We start from the raw sequence: 12741 nt of genomic DNA, 5'->3' as shown, positions 1-12741 counted from the left end.
GAAGCTAGGGGCCGGCGCGCGCGACATCCCCTCGCCGAAAACGGCGAAGCGGGCTTGATCAAGCCGTTGGGGTGCGCAGGCGTTAAGGCCCATGGAAGTCGTCGGTCCTGAACCGGGCGCGCCAATCCCTTGGGAAGGCCGCGTCTCTGGTCCGCTCTTCGAATCCTCGACGATGCCGGGAGATTCTAGGATTGGTGAAAGTCAGCGCCGCGAGGAGGGCGCGCCAGGCTTCGCAGGGGCGAAATCGGCGCGATCGGTTCGCGAGCGGTCACAGCATAGTCACGCAATTCGCGAATTAAAAGGCGTTGGCCTTAACCCCATGAATACGACCGTCTGGCATTCTGGCGTCGGAGTAGGCTTTCAGTAGGTTCGCCGGCGCACATGAGCGGTCGCGTTTTGACAGGTCTGATGCGCTGGGGCGCGAAGGAATGGGCGATGACCGCCCTGGCCTTCGTGGTCATCTGCATCGTCGGCCTGTTCGGCACGCGCGGTTTCGCCTGGGGCGCGCAGGGCGATGTCCTCAGCGTGCGCTTCGGCGCCGACGGCGATCGGACCCGCGTCGTCATCGATCTGGACAAGACGGCGCAGGGACGCGTCATCGACGCGGGCGGCGAAGGCCGGGTGGTGCTGGCTCTGAGCGGTGTTGCGCCAGGGCGCGGTCTGAACGGCGGCGGTTCGGGGCTGGTGCGCTCCTATGAGGTCACGTCTTCTGGCGGTTCGTCGCGGGTTCAGCTGGAACTGGCGCGCGGCAGCGAGATCGAACGGCGCTTCCTGCTGCCGCCCGGCGACGGCGTCAGCCATTATCGTTATGTCGTGGATCTGAAGGCGACGGGAGCCGCCGCGCGCGCCTCGACCACGCCGGCGCCGCGCGCCAGCGCGCCGCCACGTCGCGCCGAACGCCCCCTGATCGTCATCGACGCCGGCCATGGCGGCAATGATCCGGGGGCCAGCGGCGCAAGCGCCCAGGAAAAGCAGGTCACTTTGGCCGCCGCCCTGGCTTTGAAGGCCGAGCTCGAGAAGAACGGCCGTTATCGCGTGCGCCTGACACGGACCGACGACCGCTATGTCGACCTTTATCGCCGCGTCTCCATCGCGCGTCAGGCCGACGCCGATCTGTTCATTTCCTTGCACGCCGACGCCGGCGCCGATCCGGCGCTGCGCGGGGCCAGCGTCTACACCTTGTCGGAACAGGGGGCAGGCCGGGCGGTGCGCGAGTTCACGCGCGCCGACAACTGGCATCGTGAGCTGCATCTGCCGGGCCGCGACCCGTCGGTGGATCGCATCCTGCTCGACATGACCCAGCGCGCGACCCAGAACCGCTCCGCCCAGTTCGCGCGCGTCTTGCTGACGCATCTGGAAGGGTCGGACCATCCCCTTCTTCGCCGCAGTCATCGCGATGCGGGTCTGGCTGTTCTCCTGGCGCCCGACGTGCCGGCCGTGCTGCTGGAAATGGGCTTCATCACCAATCCCGAGGACGAGCGGCTTCTGACTGACGAGCGCGCGCGCCGTCGCCTGATGAAGTCGGTGGCGGACGGGATCGATCGCTATTTCCGCGAGCCGTCCACGCCTATGATGGCCTCCGCGGACAGCCAGGCCGCCGGTCAGCCCTGATCCGGCGCAACCAAGCTGGCCGTCGCCGGTTTCGGCACCATGAAAAAAGCAATTGTCACAGGCGGATCAGGCCTGATCGGAACGGGCGTCTGTAAGGCCCTGCTGGCCAACGGATGGAAAGTCGCCGCCTTCGACCTGAAGCCGGGCGATGGCGAGGCCCGTCATATCGACTGCGATCTGGGTGATGAGGACTCGGTCAAACAGGCGTTCGAGACCCTGGGCTGGTCGTCGCTGGACCTGCTGGTCAACAACGGGGGCATTGCCGATCCTGTGAACGGCCCGCTGGCTGAACTGTCGCTGGCGGACTGGCGCAAGACGATCGACAGCCATTTGACCGGCGCTTTTCTGATGAGCCGCGCCGCCATTCCGATGCTGAACGAGGGCGGCGCTATCGTGAACATGATCTCGACACGCGCCTTCATGTCCGAGCCGCACACCGAGGCCTATGCGGCGTCCAAGGGTGCGCTGTTCGCCCTGACCCACGCCCTGGCGATCAGCGAAGGCCCTCGAATCCGCGTCAACGCCATCGCGCCCGGCTGGATTTCGGACGGCGAGGATTTGCGTCCTGTCGATCACAAACAGCATCCGGTCGGCCGCGTCGGCCGCGCTGAGGATATCGCAGGGGCCGTACTCTATCTTGCCGAAGCGGGCTTCGTCACGGGCCAGGTGCTGACCGTGGACGGCGGCATGACGCGCAAGATGATCTACGCCGATTAGGCGGTCAGGCCAGGCCGGCCTTCTTTAGCGTCTTCCAGGCCTTGATCACGCGTTGCAGCTTGGCCTCGGCGCTGCGGTCGCCGCTGTTGGTGTCGGGGTGAAACCGCTTCAGCAGCTCGTGATACTGAGCCTTGATCTTCGCCTTGTCGGCACCCGGATCCAGATCGAGGTCGGCGAGGGCGGCGCGTTCCAGCTTGCCGATGCGGCGATCCTCTGTCGCGGACTGCGGCGCCTGATCGCCCTTGCGCCCGAACAGGCCGAAGCTGTCGCGCCATGAGCCGGCGCCGGTGGTGTTCGAGGTGCCCATCTTGGCGGCGAAGGCGGCGGCCTCGCGCGTGAACTTGCCGGCCTGCATCTCCCAGGTCGGGCGCCCGCCGGTCATGGCCTCGTTTTCCTGGGCGGCGCGAATCTCGCCCTCGGTCATGCCGGCGTAGAAGTTCCAGCCCTTGTTGTATTCGCCGGCGTGCGGCTGGCAGAATTCGTAGAAGTCGTTCAGCCGCTCGCGCGACTTGGGAGCCTTGGCCGCAGCGGCCCGGCGGCAGTCGGGCCACTGGCACGGCTTTTCTCCCGGCTTGAGGTGCAGGACGTCGGCCTTCGCCGCCTCTTCCTCGGGCTTGGGCGGCTTCACCCGAATGTCGGTGAAGCGCGGCTTGTATTGAAAGGAGGCGGACATCAGCCGAAGTGTAAGCCCGATTGGGACAGCATCAAGGAATCGATCATGTCTGAAGGCCCGGTGGCGACGATTATTCGTGCAAAACTGACGGCAGGGCTGTCGCCCCTGCGTCTGGAGGTCGAGGACGACAGCTGGCGCCACGCCGGTCATCATCATGAAGGCGGAATGGACGCCAAGCCTGGCGGCGAAAGCCACTTCAATCTGGTGATCGTGTCCGCCGCTTTCCAGGGGCAATCGCGGCTGGCGCGACAGCGCGCGGTCAACGCCCTGCTGAAGGACGAGATGGCCGGACCGGTCCACGCACTTTCGATCAAGGCGCTGACGCCGGAGGAGGCTGGCTGAGCGAAAGAACTGCGTTCACATCGTCTTAGAACCTTCGTCTTAGCGTCATCCGACCAAACAGAACGTGGGGATCTGGGCTTATGGTGGAATCAGACGGCGTCGCGAAGGCGCTCGAAGGCGAGCAACGCGCCGGAGACGCGGCCCAGGCGCTGACCGCCATCCTGCAGACGCAGTATCTCCGCTACATGATCATCGCCTCGTGGGGCGTGGGTCTTCTGGGCACCGTCGGCTTATGGCCCGCGCTTCTGTGGTTCGGCGGCACGCTGGCGGCCGGGTCGCTGCGGGGAATCGTCGAACATCGCCTGAGCCATCGCGTCGGCACCAACTGGGGCGTGATCTTCCCGATCGTGGCGACGGTGACGACCGGCGCCTGGGCCATCGCGCCTTTGATGGCCTGGTTCTCGCCCACCGATTTCGGACGGCCCCTGGCGCTCGCCCTGCTGATTTCCGGCTATGTTCTGGTCTTCGCCCAGCTTCGCAGCTCGCCGCGTCAGGCCCTGATCATCTCTTCGCCCTACGGCGCGGCCGCGACGATCATTCTGTTCAGCCTGTGGGGCACCAACGCCTTCTGGTCGATGCTGGCGGTCCTGCCGTTCACAGCGGCGGGTCTGTTCGTGCTGGTGACCATGACCCTGCTGCGCGAAGACCGCATTCGGGCCTTCCAGTCGCATCAGGCGCATTTGATCGAGGAACTGGAAGCGGCCCGCGACAAGGCCAACGCCGCCAATGACGCCAAGTCGAACTTCCTGGGCGTGATCTCGCACGAACTGCGCACGCCCATGAACGGCGTATTGGGCGCGGCCCAACTGCTTAGCGCGACGCGACTGGAGACGACGCAGCGAGAGTATCTGTCGATCATCCGCAACTCCGGCGACAATCTGTTGTCGTTGCTGAACGACATTCTCGATATGACCAAGATCGAGGCCGGCAAGATGAACTTCGAGGTCGTCGATATCGTCATCGACGGCCTGAACAAGCGCATCACGGGCCCCTTCGAAGCGCAGGCCGAAGCCAAGGGCCTGACGTTCGTTACGACCGTGGAGGGCGAGATTCCGACAGTGGTGCGCGGCGATCCGCTGCGCGTCTGTCAGGTGGTGCAGAATCTGTTGTCCAATGCGGTCAAGTTCACCGAGACCGGCGAAATCCACTATCTCGTGCGGGGGCACCGCATTTCGGATCAGCGCGTGCGGTTCGAATTCGTCGTCCAGGATAGCGGCGCAGGGATTGCAGCCGCCGATCTGGAGCGGCTGTTCATGCCCTTCACCCAGGTCGATACCTCGTCCACGCGGCGATTTGGCGGAACGGGTCTGGGCCTGACGATCGCACGGCGCATGGCCAACATCATGGGCGGCGACATTACCGTGACGTCCAAGCTCGCAGAGGGCTCGTGCTTCACCCTGGAAATCGAGGCCGAGGTCGTGGAATGGGCCAAGCCCGTCGCGGCGGCCGAGGTTCATGCCGAGATCGAAGGCGGCGAATCGCTGCGCGTCCTGGTGGTCGAGGATCATCCGGTGAACCGCATGATCCTGGAGGCCTGGATGAGCTCGGCCAGCCACGTCACTTCGACGGCCGAGAACGGTCAGGTCGCGGTCGATATCGCCAAGGATCAGCCGTTCGACCTGATCATCATGGACGTGAACATGCCGGTCATGGACGGACTGACCGCGACTCGCATCATCCGCGAAGGCGGCCAGAATGCGAATACGCCGATCGTGGTTCTCTCGGCCTCGGCGCGTCATGAGGATCACGAAGCCGGTCTTCAGGCGGGCGCCGACGCCTATCTGAACAAGCCGATCGATTTCGGCGCCCTGGCCGCCCTGATGGGACGTGTCAGCGGCGGTCGCGACGCGGTCGCGCAAATGGCGCTGCCGTCATCAGAGGCCTCCGTCGCCGCCTGATTGCGGCGATCCTGTGTTCCCGACATGAACCTAGCAAGGGGACGCCGGTTCAGGCGCGCCTCAGTCGCCGTGCTCCATAAGTGCACGCAAGCCGATGGTCTTCGGCGCAGATGGAGACACGATCATGAAAAAGATCCTGACCACCGCAATCGCTTCGGTCATGGCCGCCGGCGCGCTGGGCGCCGCTGGCGCAGCCTCGGCTCAGCCCGTACCGCCCCACGGTCCGCATGGTCCCGCCGCACGCCACGGTCCGGGTCCTGACCACTACGATCGTCGGGACTATCGCCAGGATCGCCGCGATTACCGCCGCGAGCTGCGCGAGGATCGTCGCGACTATCGCCAGCAGCAACGGGCCTATGAACGCTGGCAGCGTGCGGAACGTCGTTACAACGCCCCGCGCTATGTCCCGCCGCGCGGCTACGCGGTCCGGACCTGGAGCTATGGTCAACGGATGCCGTCCTACTACCGCACCAACGCCTATGTGGTGAACGACTATAACCGCTATGGCCTGCGCGCGCCGCCTCGTGGCTACCAATATGTCCGCAGCGGCAATGACGTGGTGCTCGCCGCCGTCGCCGGCGGCCTGATCACCGCCGTGATCGCCGGCCTGTTCAACTGATCCGTCAAGGATTTGAGATGCGCCCCGGAGGGAAACCTCCGGGGCGTTTTTCGTTTTGAAGAGGACGGCGACGCTTCCGGCGCCCAAGATGGATGACGATGCGCGCCTTCGCCGAGCTTCTGGATCGCCTGTCCCTGACGGCCTCGCGCAACGCAAAGCTGGTGCTGGTGCGCGACTATCTGAGGGCGACGCCTGATCCCGACAGGGGATGGGCGCTGGCGGCCCTGACCGGCGACCTGACGTTCGACGCGGCCAAGCCGGCCATGATCCGAAAGGCGGTCGAGGGCCGGGTCGACAGCGTGCTGTTCGGCTGGTCCTACGACTATGTGGGCGATCTGGCAGAGACCGTGGCTCTGATCTGGCCCGTGACGCCGGACCACCGGCCGAACCGCGAGCCCGAGCTGGCCGAGGTCGTCGAGGCGTTGAGAACCGCCACGCGGACGGAGGTGCGCGGTCTTCTGGAAGGCTGGCTGGATGCGTTGGAGCCGAAAGGGCGCTGGGCGCTGCTGAAGCTTATGACCGGGGCCTTGCGGGTGGGGCTGTCGGCGCGGCTGGCCAAGACGGCGGCGGCCATGATGCGCCCGGACGCGGTGATGGCGCCGCCTTCGCCGGAGGGCGACGAGGCGCAGATGACGCTGGAAGCCCTCGACGCCTCGGCCATCGAGGAAGTCTGGCACGCGGTCGAGCCGCCCTACGCCGATTTGTTCGCCTGGCTGGAGGGCAGGGCGGAGCGGCCCAGCCCGGATGCGCCCGGCCGGTTCCGGCCCGTCATGCTGGCCGTCGCCATCGATGAAGCGGTCGATCTGCCCAAACTGTCGCCAGCCGACTATGCGGCCGAATGGAAGTGGGACGGCATCCGGGTTCAGGCGGTGCTGGAGGGTGAGGTGCGCAAACTCTATTCCCGAACCGGCGACGAGATTTCGGCCGCCTTTCCCGATGTGATGGAGGCGCTGGCGTTCGAAGGCGCGATCGATGGCGAGCTGATCGTCTGGCGCGACGGGGCGGTGGCGCCGTTCGGGGATCTGCAGCAGCGGCTGAACCGCAAGTCGGTGGACGCCAAGGCGATGCAGGCCTTTCCAGCGGCGGTCGTCGCCTATGACCTGCTGGCCCAAGACGGCGAGGATCTGCGCGGCCTGCCGCTGCGCGAACGGCGGGCACGCCTGGAGGCCCTGGTCAATGATCATACCGGCGAGCGGCTTCACCTGTCGCCGGTGGTCGATTACGCCGATTGGGATCAGCTGGCGCGGTTGCGGACCGATCCGCCGGTCGGGGCGGCGGCCGAGGGACTGATGCTGAAACGCTGGGACAGTCCCTATCTGGCGGGGCGACCCAAAGGGCCGTGGTTCAAGTGGAAGCGCGACCCGCACGTCATCGACGCCGTCCTGATGTACGCCCAGCGCGGCCACGGCAAACGCTCCAGTTTCTATTCCGACTACACCTTCGGCGTCTGGACGCCTGAAGGGGCGCTGACGCCGGTGGGCAAGGCTTATTTCGGCTTCACCGACGAGGAGTTGAAACAGCTCGACAAGTTCGTGCGCGATCACACCATCGACCGGTTCGGGCCGGTGCGGTCGGTGCGGGCCGAGCGGGATTTCGGCCTGGTGCTGGAGATCGCTTTCGAGGGGCTGAATCGCTCGACGCGGCACAAGTCGGGCGTGGCCATGCGTTTCCCGCGCGTCAGCCGCATTCGCTGGGACAAGCCGGCGCGAGAGGCCAACACTATAGACGATGTGATGGACCTGCTGGACGCCATCGAAAGCGGCGGCGGACGGATCGCAAAGGCCTGAAATCCGGCTTTCGGGGGTTCCAATCGGCGCACCAGGCGTTAGACCCGACCCATGTCTTCGCCTCTTCCAACCGATGTCGCCCAAGCGGTCGCCGCAGGGCGCAAGGCCGTTTCGATCGACGCCGCCGTGATCGCCAAGCTGACCGACATGGCGGGTGATTTCGCGATCAATCTGACGATCGCCATCCTGATCTTCGTCCTGACGGTCTTTGCGGCGAAATGGGCGGCGCGGGCGGCGCGCAATACCCTGTCGCGGGTCAAGGGATTCCGCCACGATCCGACGGTCCTGAGCTTTGCGGTTCAGGTCGTGCGGGTGGTGGTGTTCATCATCGGCATGATCGCCGTGCTTCAACGCCTGGGCGTTCAGACCACTTCGATCATCGCCGTGCTGGGTGCGGCGTCCTTGGCGGTGGGCCTGGCTTTGCAGGGCACGTTGTCGAACGTGGCGTCGGGGATAATGCTGCTGGTGCTGCGACCCTATCGCGTCGGCGACGTGGTCGATGTCGGCGGGATGAGCGGCACGGTCCAGCGGCTGGACCTGTTCACGACCCAACTGTCCAACGCCAACAACCACAAGATCGTCATTCCGAACTCCAAGGTCCTGAGCGACCCGCTGACCAATCTGACCGGGCAGCAGACCCGCCGGATCGAGATCAACTTCACGGTCGGCTATGGCGACGATCTGAACAAGGCGCGCTGCGTGCTGGCGGATATGGCCGCAGCACACGACAAAGTGCTGCACGATCCCCATCCCTGGACGGGGGTGACGGGCCTGCTGGACAGTTCGGTCCAAGTGACGCTGCACGCCTGGGTCAAGGTCGGCGACTGGTGGCAGACCCAGGCCGATCTGATGCAGGGCGGCAAGGAGGCGCTAGACGCCGCCGGGATCGAGATTCCGTTCCCGCATCAGGTCGCCGTGCCCTATGGCGATGAGGATGTGGTACCGGTCGTGCGCGTCCGCACGGTCGATGACGATACTGCCGATCTGAAGGCGACGAACCGTTGATGCGTTACGATTTCGGCTCCGACAACACCGCCGGCATGGCGCTGAGCGCCATCGAAGGCCTGGTGCGCGCCAACAAGGGATTCGCCCGCGCCTATGGCGCAGACGAGGTCACAGCCCGGGCCGCCGACCAGATTCGTCAGCGTCTGGATGCCGACGCCGAGGTGCGGTTTGTTTTCAGCGGGACGGCGGCCAATGCCATCGCCCTGTCGATGCTGGCCCAACCCTATGAGGCGGTGCTGGCTCACCATGCGGCGCACATCTGCACCGACGAGACGGGGGCGCCGGGCTTCTTCGGTCACGGCGTCGGCCTGATCGGGCTGCCGGGCTTCTCGGGCAAAATCGATCCATTGGCCCTGCAGGCGCAATTGGGCGAACCCGAAGTCGGGCATCGTCAGCCGCCCGCCGCCCTGTCGCTGACTCAGGCCACGGAGTACGGCTCGGTCTATACCGAGGAAGAACTGCGCCACCTGATCGAACCGGCCAAGGCGCTGGGCTACGGCGTTCACATGGACGGAGCGCGCCTGACCAATGCGGTCGCCGCCGGTTTCGACCTGAAGGACATTCCGCGCCTGGGCGTGGACGTATTGGTGTTCGGCGGGGCCAAGGCGGGCGCCAACTGCGCCGAGGCGATCGTGCTGTTCGAGAAGAGCCTGGCGCGGCGACTGGACAACCGTTTGAAACAGGCGGGCCAGACGTCGTCCAAGACGCGTCTGCTGTCGGGTCCGATGCTGGGCTTGCTGGAAAGCGGCGATTGGGAATCGGGCGGCGCCCACGCCAATCTGATGGCGCAGCGCTTGGCGGCCGGCATTGCGGGGCGGTCGCCCTTCGTCCTGGCCCACCCGGTGGAGGCGAACGCCGTCTTCGTGCGGATGCCGCCAGAGGCGCACGCCCGCCTGAACGAAATGGGCTGGGCCTGCTACGCCTTCGATGACGGTTCGGTGCGCTTCGTCTGTTCGTGGGCGACGCAGGAAGCGGCCGTGGACGAGTTGATCGAGGCGGTGGCCGGTCTGGGCTGAGCGACGAATCCCCGCTTGCGCGCCAGCGTGGCCTTTCCCCGGTCGCATTGGCTTTCCATATGCGGATCATGGCGATGCGAGGCGAACGCTCCGGCGGCAGGCGTGACCCGATGGTCAAGGCGCAGCAGGCAGGGAGCCCAGAGGACAAGACGGACGGCCCTCCGACGCTGACGGCGCTGGCGGACCTTGCGCGGCTGGTGGCCCGATCGGGCGCGCCGCACCTGAAACTGCGGCTGATTTCGGCCATCCTGCTGACGCTGGCGGGCAAGGGGCTGGGCGTTCTGGCGCCGCTGGTGCTGGGCGCGGCGGTCAATCGGCTGGCGGCGGGGCAGGGTGCGGCGGCGGCCGTCGGCTGGGGATTCGCCGCCTTTGCCATCGGGTGGACGATCGTGCGGTTCCTGTCGGCGGCGTCGCCCCTGGTCTCCGACGTCGTCTTCGCGCCGGTGCGCGCCGCCGCCCAGCGCGCGACGGCGGCCGAGGCCTTCGCCCATGCGCTGAGCCTGTCGCTGGACTTCCATCAGACCAAACGCTCGGGCGCCCTGTCGCGGACGATGGACCGGGGATCGCGCGCGGTGGACTTCCTGCTGCGCATCCTGGCCTTCAACCTGGTTCCGACGGGGGTGGAGCTGGTGCTGGCGGCCGGGGTGCTGGGGGCCAAATACGACTGGCGTTTCGCCGCCGTCGCGGTGGTCGTGGTCGTCATCTACACCACCGCCACCTTCGCCATGTCCAACTGGCGGCTGGAGCATCGCCGGATCATGAATGCGGCCGATTCCGAGGCCGCCGGCGTCTCGGTCGACGCCTTGCTGAACTATGAGACGGTCAAGTCGTTCGGGGCCGAGACGCGCGCGGCCCAGACCTATGACCGGGCGCTGGGTGACTATGCCGAGGCGTCGCTGAAGGCCAACAGTTCGCTGAACATGCTGAACGGGATGCAGGCCCTGGTGATGAACCTGGGCCTGGGCGTCATGGCGGTGATGGCCGGGTTCGAGGCGGCGGCCGGTCGGATGGGGCCGGGCGACGTGACGGCCGCGGTGCTGATCATGATCTCGCTTTACGCGCCGCTGAACATCCTGGGCTTCGCCTATCGGGAAATCCGTCAGTCCTTCATCGACATGGAGGAGATGCTGAAGGTGACGCGACAGACGCCGCAGGTCGCCGATGCGCCGAACGCCGTCGCCCTGCCGCGGCCGGTTGATGCGCGCGGGGCGTCGGTGGCGTTCGAGGGCGTCGGGTTCCGCCACGACGCGCGGGCCAATGGGCTGGAGGACGTCAGCTTTTACGCCGCGCCGGGCACGACGACGGCGCTGGTCGGGCCCTCCGGCGCGGGCAAGTCCACCATCGTCAAACTGGCGCTGCGTCTGCTTGATCCACAGGAGGGGCGCGTGCTGATCGACGGCCATGATGCGCGCGAAGTGACCCAGGCCTCGCTGCGTTCGGCGGTGGCGCTGGTGCCTCAGGATGTGGCGCTGTTCAACGATACCCTGGCCGCCAATATCGCCTTCGCCCGGCCCGAGGCGGATGAGGCGCAGGTGTGGGCGGCGGCCGAGGCGGCGGAACTGGCCGACTTCATTCGCGGCTTGCCGGATGGGATGCAGACCAAGGTCGGCGAACGGGGGCTGAAACTGTCGGGCGGCGAACGTCAGCGGGTGGGCATCGCCCGCGCTCTGCTGGCCGATCCGTGCATCCTGATCCTGGACGAGGCGACCAGCGCGCTGGACAGCCGCACCGAGGCCGCGATCCAGAAGACGCTGCGCAAGGCCAGGACCGGCCGCACGACCCTGGTGGTCGCACACCGGCTGTCGACCGTTGCGGATGCGGACCAGATTCTGGTGCTGAAGGCCGGGCGGATCGTCGAACGCGGCGGGCACCACGAACTGGTGGCCCGACAGGGCGGGGAATATGCGGCGCTGTGGCGCAAACAGACGCGTGGCGGCAAGACGCCTCAGATGGCCGACTGATCGGGGGTCGGCAGCTTCTTTCTCAGAACCTCATGCAGGTTCGTCAGGATGGCGGTCCGCGCGGCCTGCTCTTGCGGCGGCAGCGCCAGCAACAGCTTCATCGCCTGGGCGTGGACCGTGGCGATGCGCCAGTCGAAACCGCCCTGACGCGGCGCGGCGTCCAGCAGGTCGCACAGGCCCTTGGCCGCCGTGCACAGGTCGTCCATCTCGAACGGGCTGGCCGCATCGATGATCTGGCTGGAGGCGGAATAGGCCTGATCCAGCCGCATCGGCTCGATCAGGTTTGGATCGGGCTTGGCCAGCAGAGCCGCGATATTGTCGCCGATGATGGCGCGGGCCTGTTCCTGAAGTCCGTCCAGATTGGCGCGGGCCTGGGCCAGGGCGACCCCGACGCTGACGCCGCCGGGGCGATCCAGCATCTCTGCCAGACGCGACTTGCGCTGAGTGTGGGTGATGACGGTCATAGGGCCAGACTCTCCATCCCCTTCGCCTTGCGGATCATGTCGGCGCGACGTTCCACGCCTTCATAGCCGGTGTGCCGGAACCGGCGATCCGGCCCCAGGTAGTCGCCGACCTCCAAGAAGGGCCGGCTGTCGCGCGCCACCCAAAGGATGCGCTCCAGCAGAAGGGCCGGGCTGAAGGGCTTGGTGACGACGAAGTTGGCGCCGCAGTCCCGCGCCTCGGCGACGCGCCCGCGACGAATGTGGCTGGCGGTCATGATGACGGGGGTGAAGGCGTTGGGATTGGGGCCGGAGCGACGCAGCCAGCGCACCAGTTCGAACCCGTCGATGTCGGGCATGTCGGTATCGACGACCAGCAGATCGACGGGCTTGTCGGTCAGCAGCTTCTTGGCTTCCATGCCCGTGCCGCACGCATAGGTCGGCCGGATGCCGAAACCGGTCAGGGCGTTAGACGTCAGGGTCAGGGAGAAAGGCGAATCATCGACGATCATCGTGATCGCCCCGGCCAGGTTGAAGACGGCGCTTTCACGCAAGGACTCGCCGCCGCTCATGGCGCGAAGGCCCCGGTCTTTGCCGCCGCTGAACTCATGGCCGGTCGCAAACCCCGATGCCCCTGAACGAAGCGCCGAGCTTGGCAGACGAGGGTGGATG

At 66.6% G+C, this 12741-nt stretch carries 12 protein-coding genes; 9 read left to right on the top strand and 3 right to left on the bottom strand.

Annotated elements, in window-relative coordinates; translation table 11 throughout:
* The first annotated feature begins 408 nt into the window (after positions 1 to 408).
* Both KAK88_RS11475 and KAK88_RS11470 read left to right on the top strand, forming a co-directional pair.
* Positions 409 to 1611, top strand: a complete 1203-nt coding sequence (locus tag KAK88_RS11475) for an N-acetylmuramoyl-L-alanine amidase family protein (RefSeq protein WP_242076741.1) — start codon at positions 409 to 411, stop codon at positions 1609 to 1611.
* Between the two features lie 39 nt (positions 1612 to 1650).
* Complete coding sequence (locus KAK88_RS11470; RefSeq protein WP_242076740.1) at positions 1651 to 2328, top strand: SDR family oxidoreductase; 678 nt, start codon at positions 1651 to 1653, stop codon at positions 2326 to 2328.
* Between the two features lie 4 nt (positions 2329 to 2332).
* Here KAK88_RS11470 and KAK88_RS11465 read toward each other — a convergent pair whose 3' ends face one another.
* Positions 2333 to 3001, bottom strand: coding sequence for a J domain-containing protein (locus KAK88_RS11465; protein WP_039247646.1), 669 nt, complete (start codon positions 2999 to 3001; stop codon positions 2333 to 2335).
* Between the two features lie 45 nt (positions 3002 to 3046).
* Here KAK88_RS11465 and KAK88_RS11460 point away from each other — a divergent pair, with 45 nt between their 5' ends.
* The 7 genes from KAK88_RS11460 (at position 3047) to KAK88_RS11430 (ending at position 11629) form a co-directional block, all read left to right on the top strand.
* Positions 3047 to 3343, top strand: coding sequence for a BolA family protein (locus KAK88_RS11460; RefSeq protein ID WP_039247647.1), 297 nt, complete (start codon positions 3047 to 3049; stop codon positions 3341 to 3343).
* Positions 3344 to 3423: 80 nt separating this feature from the next.
* Positions 3424 to 5241: a response regulator gene (locus KAK88_RS11455; RefSeq protein ID WP_242076739.1), complete on the top strand. Its 1818-nt coding sequence runs from the start codon at positions 3424 to 3426 to the stop codon at positions 5239 to 5241.
* A gap of 124 nt (positions 5242 to 5365) precedes the next feature.
* Positions 5366 to 5860 carry an RcnB family protein gene (locus KAK88_RS11450; RefSeq protein WP_199061338.1) on the top strand — a complete coding sequence of 165 codons (495 nt, stop codon included), beginning with the start codon at positions 5366 to 5368 and terminating at the stop codon, positions 5858 to 5860.
* Positions 5861 to 5958: 98 nt separating this feature from the next.
* Positions 5959 to 7647: a cisplatin damage response ATP-dependent DNA ligase gene (locus tag KAK88_RS11445; protein ID WP_242076738.1), complete on the top strand. Its 1689-nt coding sequence runs from the start codon at positions 5959 to 5961 to the stop codon at positions 7645 to 7647.
* Between the two features lie 51 nt (positions 7648 to 7698).
* A complete protein-coding gene (locus KAK88_RS11440; RefSeq protein ID WP_242076737.1) occupies positions 7699 to 8652 on the top strand; it encodes a mechanosensitive ion channel family protein in 954 nt (317 codons plus the stop codon).
* Positions 8652 to 9668, top strand: coding sequence for a threonine aldolase family protein (locus tag KAK88_RS11435; protein WP_242076736.1), 1017 nt, complete (start codon positions 8652 to 8654; stop codon positions 9666 to 9668). Before KAK88_RS11440 ends, KAK88_RS11435 begins: the two co-directional genes overlap by 1 nt.
* A 74-nt stretch (positions 9669 to 9742) precedes the next feature.
* Positions 9743 to 11629 (top strand): ABCB family ABC transporter ATP-binding protein/permease, encoded by a 1887-nt coding sequence (locus KAK88_RS11430; protein WP_242078596.1) that lies wholly within the window; start codon positions 9743 to 9745, stop codon positions 11627 to 11629.
* Here KAK88_RS11430 and KAK88_RS11425 read toward each other — a convergent pair.
* Together KAK88_RS11425 and KAK88_RS11420 are read right to left on the bottom strand one after the other, a co-directional pair.
* Positions 11614 to 12093 carry a chemotaxis protein CheE gene (locus KAK88_RS11425; RefSeq protein ID WP_242076735.1) on the bottom strand — a complete coding sequence of 160 codons (480 nt, stop codon included), beginning with the start codon at positions 12091 to 12093 and terminating at the stop codon, positions 11614 to 11616. The two genes, KAK88_RS11430 and KAK88_RS11425, sit on opposite strands and share 16 nt — an antisense overlap.
* Positions 12090 to 12641 (bottom strand): response regulator, encoded by a 552-nt coding sequence (locus tag KAK88_RS11420; protein WP_039247653.1) that lies wholly within the window; start codon positions 12639 to 12641, stop codon positions 12090 to 12092. The genes KAK88_RS11425 and KAK88_RS11420 overlap by 4 nt, the downstream gene beginning before the upstream one ends.
* Between the last annotated feature and the right edge of the window lie 100 nt (positions 12642 to 12741).

The organism is Brevundimonas diminuta, assembly GCF_022654015.1.
GTDB lineage: Bacteria > Pseudomonadota > Alphaproteobacteria > Caulobacterales > Caulobacteraceae > Brevundimonas > Brevundimonas diminuta_C.
This window is presented reverse-complemented; position numbering and strand designations above follow the sequence as displayed.

Coding starts and splice junctions, on each gene's coding strand:
- KAK88_RS11475 (WP_242076741.1), top strand. CDS start 409: ATGCGCTGGGGCGCGAAGGAATGGGCGATGACCGCCCTGGCCTTCGTG.
- KAK88_RS11470 (WP_242076740.1), top strand. CDS start 1,651: ATGAAAAAAGCAATTGTCACAGGCGGATCAGGCCTGATCGGAACGGGC.
- KAK88_RS11465 (WP_039247646.1), bottom strand. CDS start 3,001: ATGTCCGCCTCCTTTCAATACAAGCCGCGCTTCACCGACATTCGGGTG.
- KAK88_RS11460 (WP_039247647.1), top strand. CDS start 3,047: ATGTCTGAAGGCCCGGTGGCGACGATTATTCGTGCAAAACTGACGGCA.
- KAK88_RS11455 (WP_242076739.1), top strand. CDS start 3,424: ATGGTGGAATCAGACGGCGTCGCGAAGGCGCTCGAAGGCGAGCAACGC.
- KAK88_RS11450 (WP_199061338.1), top strand. CDS start 5,366: ATGAAAAAGATCCTGACCACCGCAATCGCTTCGGTCATGGCCGCCGGC.
- KAK88_RS11445 (WP_242076738.1), top strand. CDS start 5,959: ATGCGCGCCTTCGCCGAGCTTCTGGATCGCCTGTCCCTGACGGCCTCG.
- KAK88_RS11440 (WP_242076737.1), top strand. CDS start 7,699: ATGTCTTCGCCTCTTCCAACCGATGTCGCCCAAGCGGTCGCCGCAGGG.
- KAK88_RS11435 (WP_242076736.1), top strand. CDS start 8,652: ATGCGTTACGATTTCGGCTCCGACAACACCGCCGGCATGGCGCTGAGC.
- KAK88_RS11430 (WP_242078596.1), top strand. CDS start 9,743: ATGCGAGGCGAACGCTCCGGCGGCAGGCGTGACCCGATGGTCAAGGCG.
- KAK88_RS11425 (WP_242076735.1), bottom strand. CDS start 12,093: ATGACCGTCATCACCCACACTCAGCGCAAGTCGCGTCTGGCAGAGATG.
- KAK88_RS11420 (WP_039247653.1), bottom strand. CDS start 12,641: ATGAGCGGCGGCGAGTCCTTGCGTGAAAGCGCCGTCTTCAACCTGGCC.